At 70.3% G+C, this 13,891-nt stretch carries 11 protein-coding genes; 5 read left to right on the forward strand and 6 right to left on the reverse strand.

What is annotated here, in order from left to right:
• Positions 1-112 precede the first annotated feature (112 nt).
• The 3 genes from AMYBE_RS0103820 to AMYBE_RS0103830 are packed head-to-tail and all read right to left on the reverse strand — an operon-like array spanning position 113 to position 4,163.
• The gene (locus tag AMYBE_RS0103820; protein WP_020658013.1) at positions 113-1,756 is read right to left on the reverse strand and encodes a thiamine pyrophosphate-binding protein; all 1,644 of its coding nucleotides are present in this window, start codon (positions 1,754-1,756) and stop codon (positions 113-115) included.
• Positions 1,753-2,706, reverse strand: a complete 954-nt coding sequence (speB, locus tag AMYBE_RS0103825; RefSeq protein WP_020658014.1) for an agmatinase — start codon at positions 2,704-2,706, stop codon at positions 1,753-1,755. The genes AMYBE_RS0103820 and speB overlap by 4 nt, the downstream gene beginning before the upstream one ends.
• The gene (locus AMYBE_RS0103830) at positions 2,703-4,163 is read right to left on the reverse strand and encodes a sodium:solute symporter family protein (RefSeq protein ID WP_020658015.1); all 1,461 of its coding nucleotides are present in this window, start codon (positions 4,161-4,163) and stop codon (positions 2,703-2,705) included. Before AMYBE_RS0103830 ends, speB begins: the two co-directional genes overlap by 4 nt.
• Positions 4,164-4,269: 106 nt before the next feature.
• Here AMYBE_RS0103830 and AMYBE_RS0103835 point away from each other — a divergent pair, with 106 nt between their 5' ends.
• From AMYBE_RS0103835 to AMYBE_RS0103855, 5 genes are all read left to right on the forward strand, one after another.
• Positions 4,270-5,757, forward strand: a complete 1,488-nt coding sequence (locus AMYBE_RS0103835; RefSeq protein ID WP_027927351.1) for a PucR family transcriptional regulator — start codon at positions 4,270-4,272, stop codon at positions 5,755-5,757.
• Positions 5,758-5,922: 165 nt separating this feature from the next.
• Positions 5,923-6,594 (forward strand): response regulator transcription factor, encoded by a 672-nt coding sequence (locus AMYBE_RS0103840; protein WP_020658017.1) that lies wholly within the window; start codon positions 5,923-5,925, stop codon positions 6,592-6,594.
• Positions 6,591-7,715, forward strand: a complete 1,125-nt coding sequence (locus AMYBE_RS0103845; protein WP_020658018.1) for a sensor histidine kinase — start codon at positions 6,591-6,593, stop codon at positions 7,713-7,715. Before AMYBE_RS0103840 ends, AMYBE_RS0103845 begins: the two co-directional genes overlap by 4 nt.
• A 43-nt stretch (positions 7,716-7,758) precedes the next feature.
• On the forward strand, positions 7,759-8,043 hold the full coding sequence (locus AMYBE_RS0103850) for a type II toxin-antitoxin system Phd/YefM family antitoxin (RefSeq protein ID WP_020658019.1): 285 nt from the start codon (positions 7,759-7,761) through the stop codon (positions 8,041-8,043).
• Positions 8,040-8,441 (forward strand): type II toxin-antitoxin system VapC family toxin, encoded by a 402-nt coding sequence (locus AMYBE_RS0103855; protein WP_020658020.1) that lies wholly within the window; start codon positions 8,040-8,042, stop codon positions 8,439-8,441. Before AMYBE_RS0103850 ends, AMYBE_RS0103855 begins: the two co-directional genes overlap by 4 nt.
• Positions 8,442-8,483: 42 nt before the next feature.
• On the opposite strand, the gene AMYBE_RS0103860 is transcribed toward AMYBE_RS0103855, so the two are convergent.
• From AMYBE_RS0103860 to AMYBE_RS0103870, 3 genes are all read right to left on the reverse strand, one after another.
• Positions 8,484-10,097 (reverse strand): PHP domain-containing protein, encoded by a 1,614-nt coding sequence (locus tag AMYBE_RS0103860; RefSeq protein WP_020658021.1) that lies wholly within the window; start codon positions 10,095-10,097, stop codon positions 8,484-8,486.
• Between the two features lie 312 nt (positions 10,098-10,409).
• The gene (locus AMYBE_RS0103865; protein ID WP_020658022.1) at positions 10,410-12,521 is read right to left on the reverse strand and encodes a 3-hydroxyacyl-CoA dehydrogenase NAD-binding domain-containing protein; all 2,112 of its coding nucleotides are present in this window, start codon (positions 12,519-12,521) and stop codon (positions 10,410-10,412) included.
• Positions 12,521-13,720: a thiolase family protein gene (locus AMYBE_RS0103870; protein WP_020658023.1), complete on the reverse strand. Its 1,200-nt coding sequence runs from the start codon at positions 13,718-13,720 to the stop codon at positions 12,521-12,523. The genes AMYBE_RS0103865 and AMYBE_RS0103870 overlap by 1 nt, the downstream gene beginning before the upstream one ends.
• Positions 13,721-13,891: the final 171 nt, after the last annotated feature.

Here is a 13,891-nt window from a genome sequence, read left to right on the forward strand (position 1 = left end):
GGTGGTGTGTGGGAATCCGAGTCCTGCGAGGGGCCCTTCACGTCCTTGTCGTGCAGCTCTGCCGCGGCCACGGGAAAAGAAAGAGCCCCACGTACCCGCGAGCGGAGCTGAATCACGGATGCTCAAGGTGGGTCGGGGCGAACATCTTCAGCACCGCGGGAAGAACGACGACCGAAGGGCCGGGCATGCGCAGCGCCTCAGCGAGATCGGCGCGGACGGTGTCCGCGGTGGTGCGCCGGGCGGGGACGCCGAACGACTCGGCGAGCGCGACGAAATCCGGCCGGGGCAGCTCGGTCGCGGTGGTCTGGCCGAACGCGTCGGTGAGGTACTCGCGGAGGATGCCGTAGCCGCCGTCGTCGACGATCAGCCAGGTCACGTCGAGCTGGTGCTGCACGGCGGTGGCGAGCTCGGCCAGCCCGTACATCGCGCCTCCGTCGCCGGACACGGCCAGCGCGCGGATGCCAGCCGCGGCCGAGCCGAGCGCGCCGGGCAGGCCGTAGCCGAGGCCGCCGGCGCCCTGCGCGGTGTGGATCGGCGCGTGGTCGGGGTTCCAGGCCGACCACGCCCAGTACGCCGCGATGGTCATGTCCCAGAAGGTTTGGGTGCCTTCCGGAAGCGCCGCCTGGATGTCTTCGATCAGCTTCCGCTCCAGTTCGAGCGGCTGCTCGGACAGCCGGGCTTCGACGCGGGAGAGGAGATCCTTGACCGCCGCTTCGGCCCGGCCGTCCGCGGGGCGCGGCGTCAGCTGGTCCAGCAGCGCGCGGAGGGTGGGCCGGACGTCGGCGTGCAGCGCGAGCGCTGGGTAGTTCGACTCCAGCTTGCCGAGGTCCGCCTCCACCTGCACGAGCCGCCCGCGGGGCGCGAACTCGCGGTAATTGCTGGACAGCTCGCCCAAGCCGGAGCCGAGCACCAGCAGCACGTCGGCGGCGGACAGGAATTCCGTGGTGTGCCAGTCTTCCAGCCAGGATTGCGCGGAAAGCTCGTGGTCCCAGGCGAAGACACCCTTGCCGCCGAACGTCGACACCACTGGCGCGCGAAGGGTCTCGGCGAGCTGGCGAAGTTCGTCGTGCGCACCGGACCGGAGCGCGCCGCCGCCTGCGAGAATGACCGGATTCTCAGCGGTGGCAAGGAGTTTCGCCGCTTCCGCCACCAGCTCCGGCAGCGGTTCGAGCGGTGCCGGGACCGCGGTGACCGTGGTCAGCGGCGGCAGAGTCGCCGCGGCGAGCAGCACGTCTTGCGGGATCTCCACCCACACCGGTCCATACGGTGCGGTGGCGGCAGAGGCCCACGCCTCGCGCACCGCGGTCGGGATCTGGCTGATCGACCGGACCACGTGCACCGACTTCACGACGCCCGAGAAGCTGGCCTGCTGATCGGGCAGCTCGTGCAGGTACCCGTGCCGTCCGCCGCCGAGGCCGGCCACCGGGACCTGGCTGGAGATCCCGAGCACCGGCACCGACGCGGCACGCGATTCCTGCAGTGACGCCAGGGTGAGCAGCGCGCCGGGGCCGGTCGACACGATCATCGGCGTGACCGGCACCGGGCCGTGCGGATCGGCGGCCAGCCGGGCGCGCGCGTGTCCGTCCGCGGCGAAGGCGAGATTGTTCTCCACCCGCGCGCTGATCACGCGCACGTCGTCGGCCCGGCGGAGCGCCTCGAACAGGCCGAGCGCGTGCTGGCCGGGCAGTCCGAACACGGTGTCCGCGCCGAGGGACCGCAGCGTTTCGACGACGACGTCGCCACCGATCCGGGTCATGCGTCGCGTCCGAGCGCCAGCAGGCTGACCAGGTCGTAGGCGACGTGCGAAGCGGCGATCGCGGTGATCTCGGCGTGGTCGTAGGCCGGAGCGAGCTCCACGACGTCCGCGCCGACCAGGTTGAGCCCGCGCAGTCCGCGGAGGATCTCCAGCAGCTCGCGGCTGGTCAAGCCGCCCGCTTCGGGGGTCCCGGTGCCGGGCGCGTGCGCTGGGTCGAGCACGTCGATGTCCACGGACACGTACAGCGGACGGTCCCCGATGCGCTGCCGCAGCGCGTCCACCGTCTCGTCGACGCCTCGCCGCAGCACGTCGCTGGAGGTGACGATGCCGAAGCCGAGCCGTCGGTCGTCTTCGAGGTCGCGCTTGCCGTACAGCGGACCGCGCGTGCCGACGTGCGACAGCGCGCTGGTGTCGAGAATGCCTTCCTCGACAGCACGACGGAACGGCGTGCCGTGCGTGTACGGCTCGTTGAAGTAGGTGTCCCAGGTGTCGAGGTGTGCGTCGAAGTGCAGCAGCGCGACCGGACCGTGCTTCTTCGCCGCCGCGCGCAGCAGCGGCAACGCGATGGTGTGGTCGCCGCCGATGGTCACTAACTGGGTGTCGCCCGCGGTGAGCACTTCGGCTTCCTGCTGCAGCTTCTCGATCGCTTCGCCGATGTGGAACGGGTTCACGGCGATGTCGCCCGCGTCCACCACCTGCTTCTCCGCGAACGGAGACACGTCCAGCACCGGGTGGTACGGCCGCAGCAGCCGGCTCGCCTCGCGGAGCGAAGCCGGACCGAACCGTGCGCCGGGACGGTACGAGACGCCCGAGTCGAACGGCACGCCGACCACCGCCACGTCAGCGTTCGACACCTCGTCGATCCGCGGCAGCCGGGCGAAGGTAGCGAAACCGGCGAAGCGCGGGATCTGCGACGAGTCGACCGGGCCGACCGGACGCTGTTCACTCACTGGGCCAACTCCTGTCGTGTTCCGGATGTGCTGAGATCTTCAGCGGCTGCGGGGTTTTCGGACCCGTGAAGACGTTGTGTCCACACGGAAAGAATGCTGTCCGGCGTGCGCGGCGTCACGAGACTGACAGCGACGTACACGATCAGGCTGACTCCGAGACCCCAATAAATCGGGCTGTTGGCTGCGACGCCGTCGATGATCATGAAGGCGATGACGGACACCGTGCCGGTCACCATCGACGCGTACGCGCCTTCGCGAGTACCGCGCTTCCAGAAGAGCGCGCCGATGATCGTCACCAGCAAGCCGCCGACGAGGATGTCGTACGCGATAGTGAGCGCGTTGACGACGTCGTCCACCAGCATCGCGATGCCGATCGCGACAATGCCGAGCACCAGCGTCGTGACGCGGTTGCGCAGCACCTCGCCGCTCTTAAGACCGACCTTGCGCAGCAGGTCCGACGTCGTCGTGGTGGCGCAAGCGATCAGCGCGCCGCTGGAGGTCGACATCAGCGCGGACAGCGCCGCGGCGAGCACGAGACCGCGTACGCCGGTGGGCAACAGCCGTTCCGCGATCGTGGCGAAGGCGTCCTGCGCGCTGCCGAGATCCGGGTACAGCACCTTCGCCGCGGTGCCGATCAGTGCGCCGGCGATGCCGTACACGAGGCAGTAGACGCCGGAAATGATGCCCCCACCGGTCGCGATCTTCGGCGTGCGCGCGGTGAACACCCGCTGCCAGATGTCCTGCCCGATCAGCAGGCCGAACGTGTAGATCAGGAAGTAAGTCAGGATCGTCTCGCCGCCGATCGAGGAGAACTCGAAGTACGACGCGTCCAGCTTCTCGGCCATCCCGCCGAAGCCGCCCGCGGAGACGACCGCGATCGGCAGCAGCACCAGCAGGATGCCGACGGTTTTGATGACGAACTGGGCGATGTCGGTCAACGTGATCGACCACATGCCGCCGAGCACCGAGTACAGCACCACGATCGACCCGCCGAGGGCGATCCCGGCCCAGCTGGGGATCGAGAACAGCACCTTGAAGATGGACGCGAAGGCCAGCGTCGAGGTGACCGTGAGCATGAGCGTGTAGCCCCACATCACCGCGCCGGACACCGCGCTGGCGCGGCCGCCATAGCGCAGGTCGAGCATCTCGCCGACGGTGTACACGCGCAGCCGCACCAGCCGTCGCGCGAAAACCGCGTGCAGCACGAGGATCCCGACGCCGATGGTGATCACCAGCCAGGCGCCGGAGATGCCGTAGGTGTAGCCGAGCTTCACGCCGCCGACCGTGGACGCGCCGCCGAGCACGACCGCGGACATCGTGCCGGAGTACATGAACCAGCCGAGCCGCCGCCCGGCGACCAGGTAGTCGGACTTGGTCTTGGCCAGCCGGAGGCCGATCCAGCCGACCCCGATCATGCCCGCGATGTACAGCGCGATCACCGCATAGTCGCCGCCCACGGGTCCTCCTAGAAACAGGGTGGGTTCTTGCCGGACACCGTAGGTCCGGCCGACCTCACGACGGGATGGGACCATCTATCCCGGAATTTGCGGGAGGTTGGTTCAAATGACCCAGCGGGATGCTGTCGTACCAGTTGAGGTGACGGTTCCATTACGCACTGTTGTCGGCAACCCGGAGCTGGCGCTTGAGACAGTGCCCGAAACGCTGCTCCCGGGCGCGCTGGACCGGCCGGTGCGCTGGGCGCACGTCAGTGAGCTGGCCGATCCGGCGCCGTATCTCGTCGGGGCGGAGCTGGTGCTCACCGCGGGCGTGAACCTTCCGCGGGACGCGGACCGCTACGTGCGGAGACTGTGCGACGCGGGCGTGGCCGCGCTGGGTTTCGGCCTCACGCCGACCGTCTCGGAGACCCTGCCGTCCGCGTTGCGCGACGCCTGCGTCAAGAACGGGCTCCCGCTTCTCGTCGTGCGCCCGGCCACGCCGTTCTTGGCGATCAACCGCGCGGTCGCGGTCGCGCTCGCGGAGGCGGAGCGGCACGAGGAACGGCGGCTCGCCGAAGCGCGCGAGGCGTTGACTCGCGCCGCGGGCGGCGGTCTGGGCGAACTGGTCGCCGCGCTCGCCGGTCGGTTGCGCGCGTGGGTCGCTATGGTCGGCGCTGGCGACGTGCTGGCCGCGGGCTACGAGGCTCCGCAGCCGTTGCCGCTGCCGGTGAAGAAACTTCTCGCGACCCTGCGGTCCGGCACCGGAATCCGGATCGCCTCGACGGACTTGCCGGACGGCACGCACATCGTGGCGCAGCCGGTCTACCCGCAGGCGACCGCCGCGCACCTGGTCGTGATCGGGCGGGCGGACCGGTTCGGCAGCGGGGACCGGGCGATCCTGGCGGTCGGCGCGGCGCTGCTCGGGCTGGTCGGGAGGGCCGGTTCGGACAGTGCGGAACTGGGCGCCGCCGCGACCGCGTTGCTGCTCGGCGGCGCGAGCGCGGAGGCGCTCGCCGGAGTGGTCGGCAGCGATCAGGCCCGGCTTGTCGCCGGAGTCGCGCACCGCAAAGGCCCGGACGCGCTGTCCCAGCGGCCGGATTGGCTGCGCGCGCGGCTCGACACTCCGCTGGTGCGAGTGCTGCCCGGGCCCCAGTTCTACGCGATCGCCGGAGACGAGCCCGCCGACCTCGACGGACTGCTCGAACACGGCTGGCTCGCGGTCGCCGGTCCGCCGCGCCCGGCCGCGGACCTGCCCGCCGCGGTCGCGGAGACAGAACTGCTGCTGGCCCGCGCCCGTGCGTTGTCCCGTCCGCTGGCCGCCGGCGCCGATCCGCTCGGATTCGACCAGCTGGTCCCGCCGGACGCGGCTGGCGCGTTCGCCGAGCGGCTGCTGGCTCCGCTGAAGGAACTGGACCGCGCGCACGGACGCGAACTGGTGCCGACCTTGCGGGTCTGGCTTGCCCACCATGGCAGCTGGGACCGCACCGCCGCGGAACTCGGTGTGCACCGCAACAGCGTCCGGCACCGGATCGGGCAGGTGGAGCGCGCGCTGGACGTGCGACTGGCCGACCCGGAGACCCGGATGCGGCTGTGGTTCGCGCTGCGCTGGGGCTGAGCGTGCATACATCGCCTACCGCGGCCTCGGCACGTCGTGAAGGGAACATTGAGGGACTCAGAGTCCCTCAATGTTCCCTTCACGGACCGCAAAGCTGACCAGCGCCGGCTGAGTGTCCACTGAGGTCTCTCAGGTGCTCTCAGGAAACTGTGGGATTGTGGTCTGGTGCGAGTTCTGGTAGTCGAAGACGAAGAGCCGTTGGCCGATGCGATCGCCCGCGGGCTACGTCGCGAAGGCATGGCCGTCGACATTGCGCTCACCGGCGACGACGGACACGAAAAGTCGTCCGTCACGCGGTACGACGTGGTGCTGCTCGACCGCGACCTGCCCGGCATGTCCGGCGACGACCTGTGCCGCGAGATCGTCGCCTCCGGCGAGCTGACCCGGGTCCTCATGCTCACCGCGAGCAGTTCGGTGTCCGACCGGGTGGACGGCTTGTCCTTGGGCGCGGACGACTACTTGGCCAAGCCGTTCGCGTTCCCCGAGCTGGTCGCGCGCGTGCGGGCGCTGGGCCGGCGCGCGACGCCCGCCGCGCCGCCGCTGCTCACCGCGGGCGACGTCGAGCTGGACCCGGCGAAGCGCACCGTCCGGCGGGCGAGCGGGCCGGTCGAGCTGACCCGCAAGGAGTTCGGTGTGCTCGAGGTGCTGCTGTCCGCGGCCGGTTCCGTGGTCAGCAGCGAGGAACTGCTGGAACGGGTGTGGGACGAGAACGCCGACCCGTTCACCACCACCGTCCGGGTCACGGTGATGACCTTGCGCAAGAAGCTCGGCGAACCCGGCATCATCGAGACCGTGGTCGGCTCGGGCTACCGGGTGCCGGTGGCCGGCGCCGAGTGAAGCTGCCCGGCGCCCGCAGCCTGCGGGTGCGCGTGACGGTGCTGGCGACGGTCCTGGTCGCCGCCGCGGGCCTGCTGCTGCTGTGGCTCGCCTGGACGCTGGTCGGCGACGCGGTCGACGCGGTGCCGCACATGCCGCCGGGCACGATCGTGCGGGTCGACGGAGTCGATGTCGACGCCTCGACGCTCGCGCAGCACCTGCGCACGCACGCGGTCACCCGGGTGCTGATCTTCGGCTCGCTCGCGTTCTGCTTCGTGGTGGCCGCCGCGGCGATCCTGGCGTGGACCTTCACGTCCCGCGTGCTGCGGCCGCTGCGCGAAATCACCGGTACCGCGCAACGGCTGTCCATCGAATCGATGGGGGAGCGGATCGGCGAGATCCGCTCCCGCGACGAGCTGGCGGAGCTGGCCCGGACGTTCGACGACATGCTCGACCGGCTGCAGGACGCGTTCGACTCGCAGCGGCATTTCGTCGCCAACGCGAGCCACGAATTGCGGACGCCGCTGTCGGTGATCCGCACCGAGCTGGACGTGACGCTGTCGGACGAGCACGCCGACGAGGCGGAGTTCCGCCGGATGGCCGGAGTCGTGCTGGACGCGACGGAACGGGCCGGCCAGCTGGTGAATTCCCTGCTGCTGCTGGCCCGCACCGACGGCGCGGGCCTGGCGACGCGGGAACTGGTCGACCTGCCGGTGCTGGTGGAACGCGCGTGGGCCGCGGTACGCGCGGAGGCGGAGAAACGGAACCTGCGCGCGGAGTTCTCGATGCAGCCGTCGCCGGCGATCGGAGACCCGGCGCTGCTGGAACGGATCGCGGGGAACCTGGTGGAGAACGCGGTGCGGCACAACGTGGACGGCGGATGGATCGAGGTGACCACCGAGCCTGGCGCGCAGTGGTCGACGCTGCGGGTCCGGTCGTCGGGAGGGCTGCTGGACCCGGCGTCGGTGCCGGAGCTGTTCCAGCCGTTCCGCCGCGCGGGGGTGGCCCGGACGGCCCGGTCGGGGGCGGGGCTGGGCCTGTCGATCGTGCGCGCGGCGGTGCAGGCGCACGGCGGAACGGTGACGGCAGAGCCGGTGGTCGGCGGCGGGCTGTCGGTGACGGTGCGGCTGCCGACGACGTAGCATCGTTGTAGCACATTCTCAAAAAGGTGCTACATTGGTCGTTATGGTGCGCACTATCGGCCAACGGGAGCTGCGCAACGACAACGCGGAGATCATGCGGCAGGTGGCCGCGGGCGAGGAATTCATCGTGACCCGCAACGGAACCCCGGTCGCCGACCTGGTGCCGCACCGCGCCGAAGAAGCACAGCCGGAGCGGACGCTCGGCGAGATCCAGGAAGCGTTCCGCGGGCTGCCGCCGATGGACAGCGCCGAATGGCGCCGCGAGCGAGAGGCCGATGACGCGGTCTTCGGGCCGGACAACCCGCTCGACCCCGAGGAAGGGCAGTGACCTCTCCGTCCAGAGTCCTGCTCGACACCTCCGTGGTCATCGACCTCGAACGGCTGGACCTGGGCACGTACGCGTCCGCGGTGCCGGTGATCAGCTCAGTGACTCTCGCGGAGCTGGCCTACGGCCTCGCGACCGAGGACCCGATTCAGCTCTCGGAACGGGTCGAGCGTTATCACGCCGCACTCCAGTACTTCCCGGTGCTGCCGTTCGGCGTCAGCGAAGCCAAGATGTACGGCACGGCCGCCGCGCTGGTCCGTCGGTTCGGCCGGAATCCGCGCCCGCGCCGGCTGGACCTGCAGCTCGCCGCGACCGCCGCGGTGCACCGGATCCCGCTGCTGACCCGGAATGCGAAGGACTTCGCCGGGCTCGACCGGCTGCTCACCGTCGTGGACGTCTGAACCGGCAGGCGCGGCGGTGACCGCACCTGCCGGCGACCGTCCTCAGCGGACGTCGACGAACGTCGGGTTCCCGTACAGCCAAAGGTCTTCGTACGGGTCAGCCTGCCCCACCACGTCCATCGCGGGCTCGATCCCGCCCGGCACGTGCCGTTTTCCGTCCGTCCCGCGCACACGCACGTAGAACGGCTCCCGCACGTTCGGGAACGTGTGCTTGAACATCACCCGCCGTCCGGCGTAGCCGCGCCAAGGCTCGAACGACTTCGCTACCCGCGTGCCAGGCGCGGTCATCGTGTCCCGATCCGCCGCCGGACCGGTGACCGGCCCGCGGATCAGGTCCAGCCGGCCCAGTTTCGGCACCGAGCCGGATCCGTTCGGCCGGTTGGCGGTCACCGCCGACACCACCACGGTCACCGTCGAGCCGCGGCGCACGCGCAGCCGTCCGCCGAAGGTTTCGCAGCCGCCGTCGCCGTACACGCCGACTTCCAGCTGCTGCACCAAACCGCCGTGAGACAGCCAGATCCGGCCGGCGCGCAGGCCCTCCAAGACACCCTCGAAACCCGGTCGGCGCACGCCGACGACAGTGCGGCTGAACTCGCCGGGGTAGAAGTCCGCGTACGGCGCGAAAAGCTGCGGCGTTCCGCTGTCCACCGGGTCCGGGTACTTGCCGTTCTGCTCGTACCATCCGTCCGGCACCTGGGGGCGCACGAGCTGGTCGCCGCGGTTGTAGTGCGAGTCGGAGTTCGTGGTGATCCACCACGGTTTCCCTTCGGCCAGCAGGGAATCCCACAATCCGCCGACCTTCGCGGCGGTCCAGTCCCAGCCGCCGTACGTGCGATACGCCTCGGCCGGGAAACCGGGCCACGAGTTCGCGCCGGGGTCGTTGACGTATCCGCCGCGCGCGCCGCCGTTGCCGTTCGGTTTGGGGAAGCCGTCCGCCTGCGCGCCGGGCGCGCCTTCCATGCCGATCACGATGCCCGGCGCGGTGTCGCGGTAGTTGCGCAGTTCGTGCGGCGAGACCCGGCCGTTGCGCAGCGGGTGGTTGACGAACACCACCGGAGCGTGGATCCGGCGCTTGCGTTCCTGGTCAGCCAGCCAGCGCAAGCCCTTGAGCGCCAGCTCTTCGTGCTCCGGGGAAGACGATTCGCTGCCGGTGAGCCGCCAGTCGAAGCTGCGCTCGAACTCGCGCAGCACGGTCGCCTGGTCGCGGCCGGCCTGGAAGAACAGCGTGGCGTGCTCCGCGCCCGGCACGTTCCACTCCATGCCGTGCCACAGCAGCAGGTCCGGGTGCCGGCGCTGCGCGGCGAGCACGTCGCGGGCAGTGGGCTCCACCGACGACTTCTCGTGCGTCGCGTGCCCGTGGTCGGTGAAAACGACCCACTTCGCGCCGTGTTCGCGGGCGCCGGAGGCGATCCGGTCGATGGTGTACATCGCGTCGTACGAGTACTGGCTGTGCGTATGGTGGTCGCCGACCACCCACTGGTAGTGCCGGCCGAACAGCCGGTTGAGGTCGACGTCGAGGTCCAGTCCCAGATCGAGGCCGCTCGCGTCGGCTGGTCCGGCTGCCAGCACCGGCACCCCGGCCGCCGCCGCGCCGATCAGCCCGGCGCGCTTGAAGAATCCGCGACGGCCGACGCCGTCCGGTTCGGTGGTGTTCATCCTGCTCCTGACCTGCTGTCGTGATTCGGCAGGACGGTATGGGGCAGCGGTGAACGGCCGGTGCCCGGAAGATCACGGATGGGGGCCGGGGCGAGGAAGCTTCCCGCTCGCCCGACTACCCGTCTGCGGCAGTGCCTTGGACCGACGCGCTCCCGACTGGTCCGGGAAGGGCCCCTTGCCGGACTTGGATTCCCTCAAGGGGCCCTTCACGGACGCTCGGGCCGGGCCGCGAAACCCTTCGGCGGGGTTGGGGGCGCGGGTACGAAGAAGCCGCCCCCGCGCAGGCACGGGAGCGGCTTCGTCAGCAGCTGGTTACGCCACCGGCACCGAGGCGACGCCCGGGGAGAGGAACGGCTTGCCGTTCACCCGCTCCGACACGCCCGCCCGGTCCAGGTACGGCGTGATGCCGCCCAGCCAGAACGGCCAGCCCGCGCCGAGGATCAGGCACAGGTCGATGTCCTGCGCCTCCGCGACCACACCCTCGTCGAGCATGATCCGGACTTCCTCGGCGATCGCGTTCAGCGCGCGGTCGCGGACCTGCTCGGCCGTGGACGGGCTGTCGCCCTGCTTCCACAGTTCGGCGACCTCCGGGTCGACCGACGGCTTGCCGGTCGCGTCCCAGGTCCAGACGCCCTTCTTGCCCGCCTTCACGAACTTGTCCAGGTTCTCGCTGACCGTGAAGCGGTCCGGGAACGAGCCGTGCAGCGTCTCCCCGACGTGCAGCGCGATGGCCGGGCCGACGAGCTGCATCAGGTTCAGCGGCGACATCGGCAGGCCGAGCGGTTCCAGCGCGGAGTCGGCAACGTCGAACGGCGTGCCCTCGTCCACCGCCACCAGCACCTCGCCGAGGAAGCGCAGCAGCAGCCGGTTCACGACGAACGCGGTCGCGTCCTTCACCAGCACGCTGGACTTCTTCAGCTGCTTGCCGACCGAGAACGCGGTCGCCAGCGCCGCGTCGTCGGTCTTCTCGCCGCGCACGATCTCCAGCAGCGGCAGCACGGCCACCGGGTTGAAGAAGTGCAAGCCGACCACGCGCTCCGGGTGCTGGAGCTTCGAGGCCATCGCGGTGATCGACAGCGAAGACGTGTTGGTGGCCAGGATCGCCTCGGCGGAGACGTGCTGCTCCAGCTCGGCGAACACCTGCTGCTTCACACCCAGCTCTTCGAACACCGCCTCGATCACGAAGTCCGCGTCGGAGAAGGCGGCCTTGTCGAGCGAGCCGGTGACAAGCGCCTTAAGCCGGTTCGCGCCGTCCGGCGACACGCGCTTCTTCGCGAGCAGCTTGTCGATCTCCTCGTGGACATAGCCCACGCCCTTGTCGATCCGTGCCTGGTCGACGTCGGTGAGCACCACTGGCACCTTGAGGCGGCGCACGAACAGCAGGGCCAGCTGACTGGCCATCAGGCCCGCACCGACGATGCCGACCTTGTTCACCTTGCGCGCCAACGATTTGTCCGGCGCACCGGCCGGCCGCTTGGCCCGCTTGTTGACCAGGTTGAACGAGTAGAGCCCGGCCCGCAGCACGTCCGACATCAGCAGCTCGGCTAGTCCGTCGGTCTCCGCCGCGTAACCGCGGTCGAGATCGTTCTCCCGTGCCAGCTCCAGCAGTTCGACCGCCTTGGTCGCGCCCGGCGAGGCACCGTGCGTGCGACCGTCCACAATGGCCTTCGCGCGCGCGATGGCCGCGTCCCACTCCGCGCCGCGGTCGATTTCTCGACGCGCCGGGGTGATTTCGCCGTTGACCACCTTCGCCAGCCACAGCAGCGACTGCTCCAGGTAGTCCGCGGAACCGAAGACCTCGTCGACGATGCCGAGTTCGGCGGCCTTGCGCACGTTGAGCATCTTGTTCTGCGCCAACGCGTTCTCGATGATGACGGTGACCGCGGCGTCCGGGCCGATCAGGTTGGGCAGCAGCTGCGTGCCGCCCCAGCCCGGGAACAGGCCGAGGAACACCTCGGGGAACGCGATCGCCGCGGTGTTCTCCGACAGCGTCCGGTAGTGACACGACAGCGCGAGCTCGAGCCCGCCGCCCATCACCGCGCCGTTGACGAAGCCGAACGTCGGGATCTTCGACTCGGCGAGCCGGCGGAACACGTCGTGCCCGGTCTGCGCGATCTCCCGCGCCAGCTTCGGGTCCGAGACCGCCTCGACGCCGGAAAGATCCGCGCCGACCGCGAAAATGAATGGCTTGCCGGTGACCGCGATCGCGGCGGGCTCGGCGGCGAACGCCTTGTCCAGCGCGGCGTTCAGCGCCACGAGACCCTGCGGGCCGAAGGTGTTCGGCCGGGTGTGGTCGTGGCCGTTGTCCAAGGTGATGAGCGCGACCGGCTTGTCCAGCCCGGGAACCTTGACCAGGTTGGTGACCGCATTGGTCACGACCTCGTCCGGGAACGCGGCCTTCGCCTCTTCAGCGGTGAAAGTCATTACTTCGCCCCCTCAGCGCCGGTGTAGGCCGGGTTTTCCCAGATCACGGTGCCGCCCATGCCGATGCCGATGCACATCGTGGTGAGGCCGTAGCGCACGTCGGGGCGCTCGGCGAACTGGCGCGACAGCTGCGTCATCAGCCGCACGCCGGAGGAGGCCAGCGGGTGCCCGCAGGCGATCGCGCCGCCCCACTGGTTGACCCGCGGGTCGTCGTCGGCGATGCCGAAGTGGTCGAGGAACGCGAGCACCTGCACCGCGAACGCCTCGTTGATCTCGAACAGGCCGATGTCGTCGATGGACAGGCCGGTGCGCTTGAACAGCTTCTCGGTGGCCGGTACCGGTCCGATGCCCATCACCTCCGGCTCGACGCCGGCGAACGAGTAGCCGACCAGCCGCATCCCGATCGGCAGGCCCAGCTCGCGCGCGGTGTCCTCGTCGGCGAGGATCGCCGCGGTGGCTCCGTCGTTGAGACCGGCCGCGTTGCCCGCGGTGATCCGGCCGTGCGGGCGGAACGGCGTCTTGAGCTTCGCCAGCTGCTCGACGGTCGTGCCCGGGCGCGGCGGCTCGTCCTCGGTCGCCAGACCCCAGCCGAGTTCCTTCGACTTGGTGGCGACCGGCACCAGCTCCGGCCCGATCTTGCCGGTCTTCACGGCCTCGGCGTAGCGCTCCTGGCTGCGCGCGGCGAACGCGTCCGTGCGCTCCTTGGTGATCTCCGGGAACCGGTCGTGCAGGTTCTCCGCGGTCTGGCCCATCACGAGCGCGGTCGGATCGACCAGCTTGTCCGCGACGATCCGGGGGTTCGGGTCGACGCCCTCGCCCATCGGGTGCCGTCCCATGTGCTCGACGCCGCCGGCGATGGCGATGTCGTACGCGCCGAAGCCGATGCCGCTCGCGGTGGTGGTCACCGCGGTCATCGCGCCCGCGCACATCCGGTCGATCGCGAAGCCGGGCACCGACTTCGGCAGCCCGGCCAGCAGCGCGGCGGTGCGGCCGATGGTCAGGCCCTGGTCGCCGATCTGCGTGGTCGCGGCGATCGCCACCTCGTCGACGCGCTCCGGCGGCAGCTCGGGATGCCGCCGCAGCAGCTCGCGGATGGCGTTGACGACGAGGTCGTCCGCCCGGGTCCCGGCGTACATGCCTTTGTCGCCCGCCTTGCCGAAGGGCGTGCGTACCCCTTCGACGAAGACGACGTTGCGCACCCCTCGCGCGGTGGGCGCGAGCGGCGGCGTAGCTGGTGCGGCCACGAATGCTCCTGAAGTCGAGAGTGTTCCTGTCCGCACCCTAGCCCTTGTTACCCGTCGGTAACCAGGGGAGTGGCCCGGTCGAGTGGGGGACGGCACACTCTCGGGGAACTGCGGCTCGGGACGCAC

Source organism: Amycolatopsis benzoatilytica AK 16/65, assembly GCF_000383915.1.
Taxonomy (GTDB): Bacteria; Actinomycetota; Actinomycetes; order Mycobacteriales; family Pseudonocardiaceae; genus Amycolatopsis; species Amycolatopsis benzoatilytica.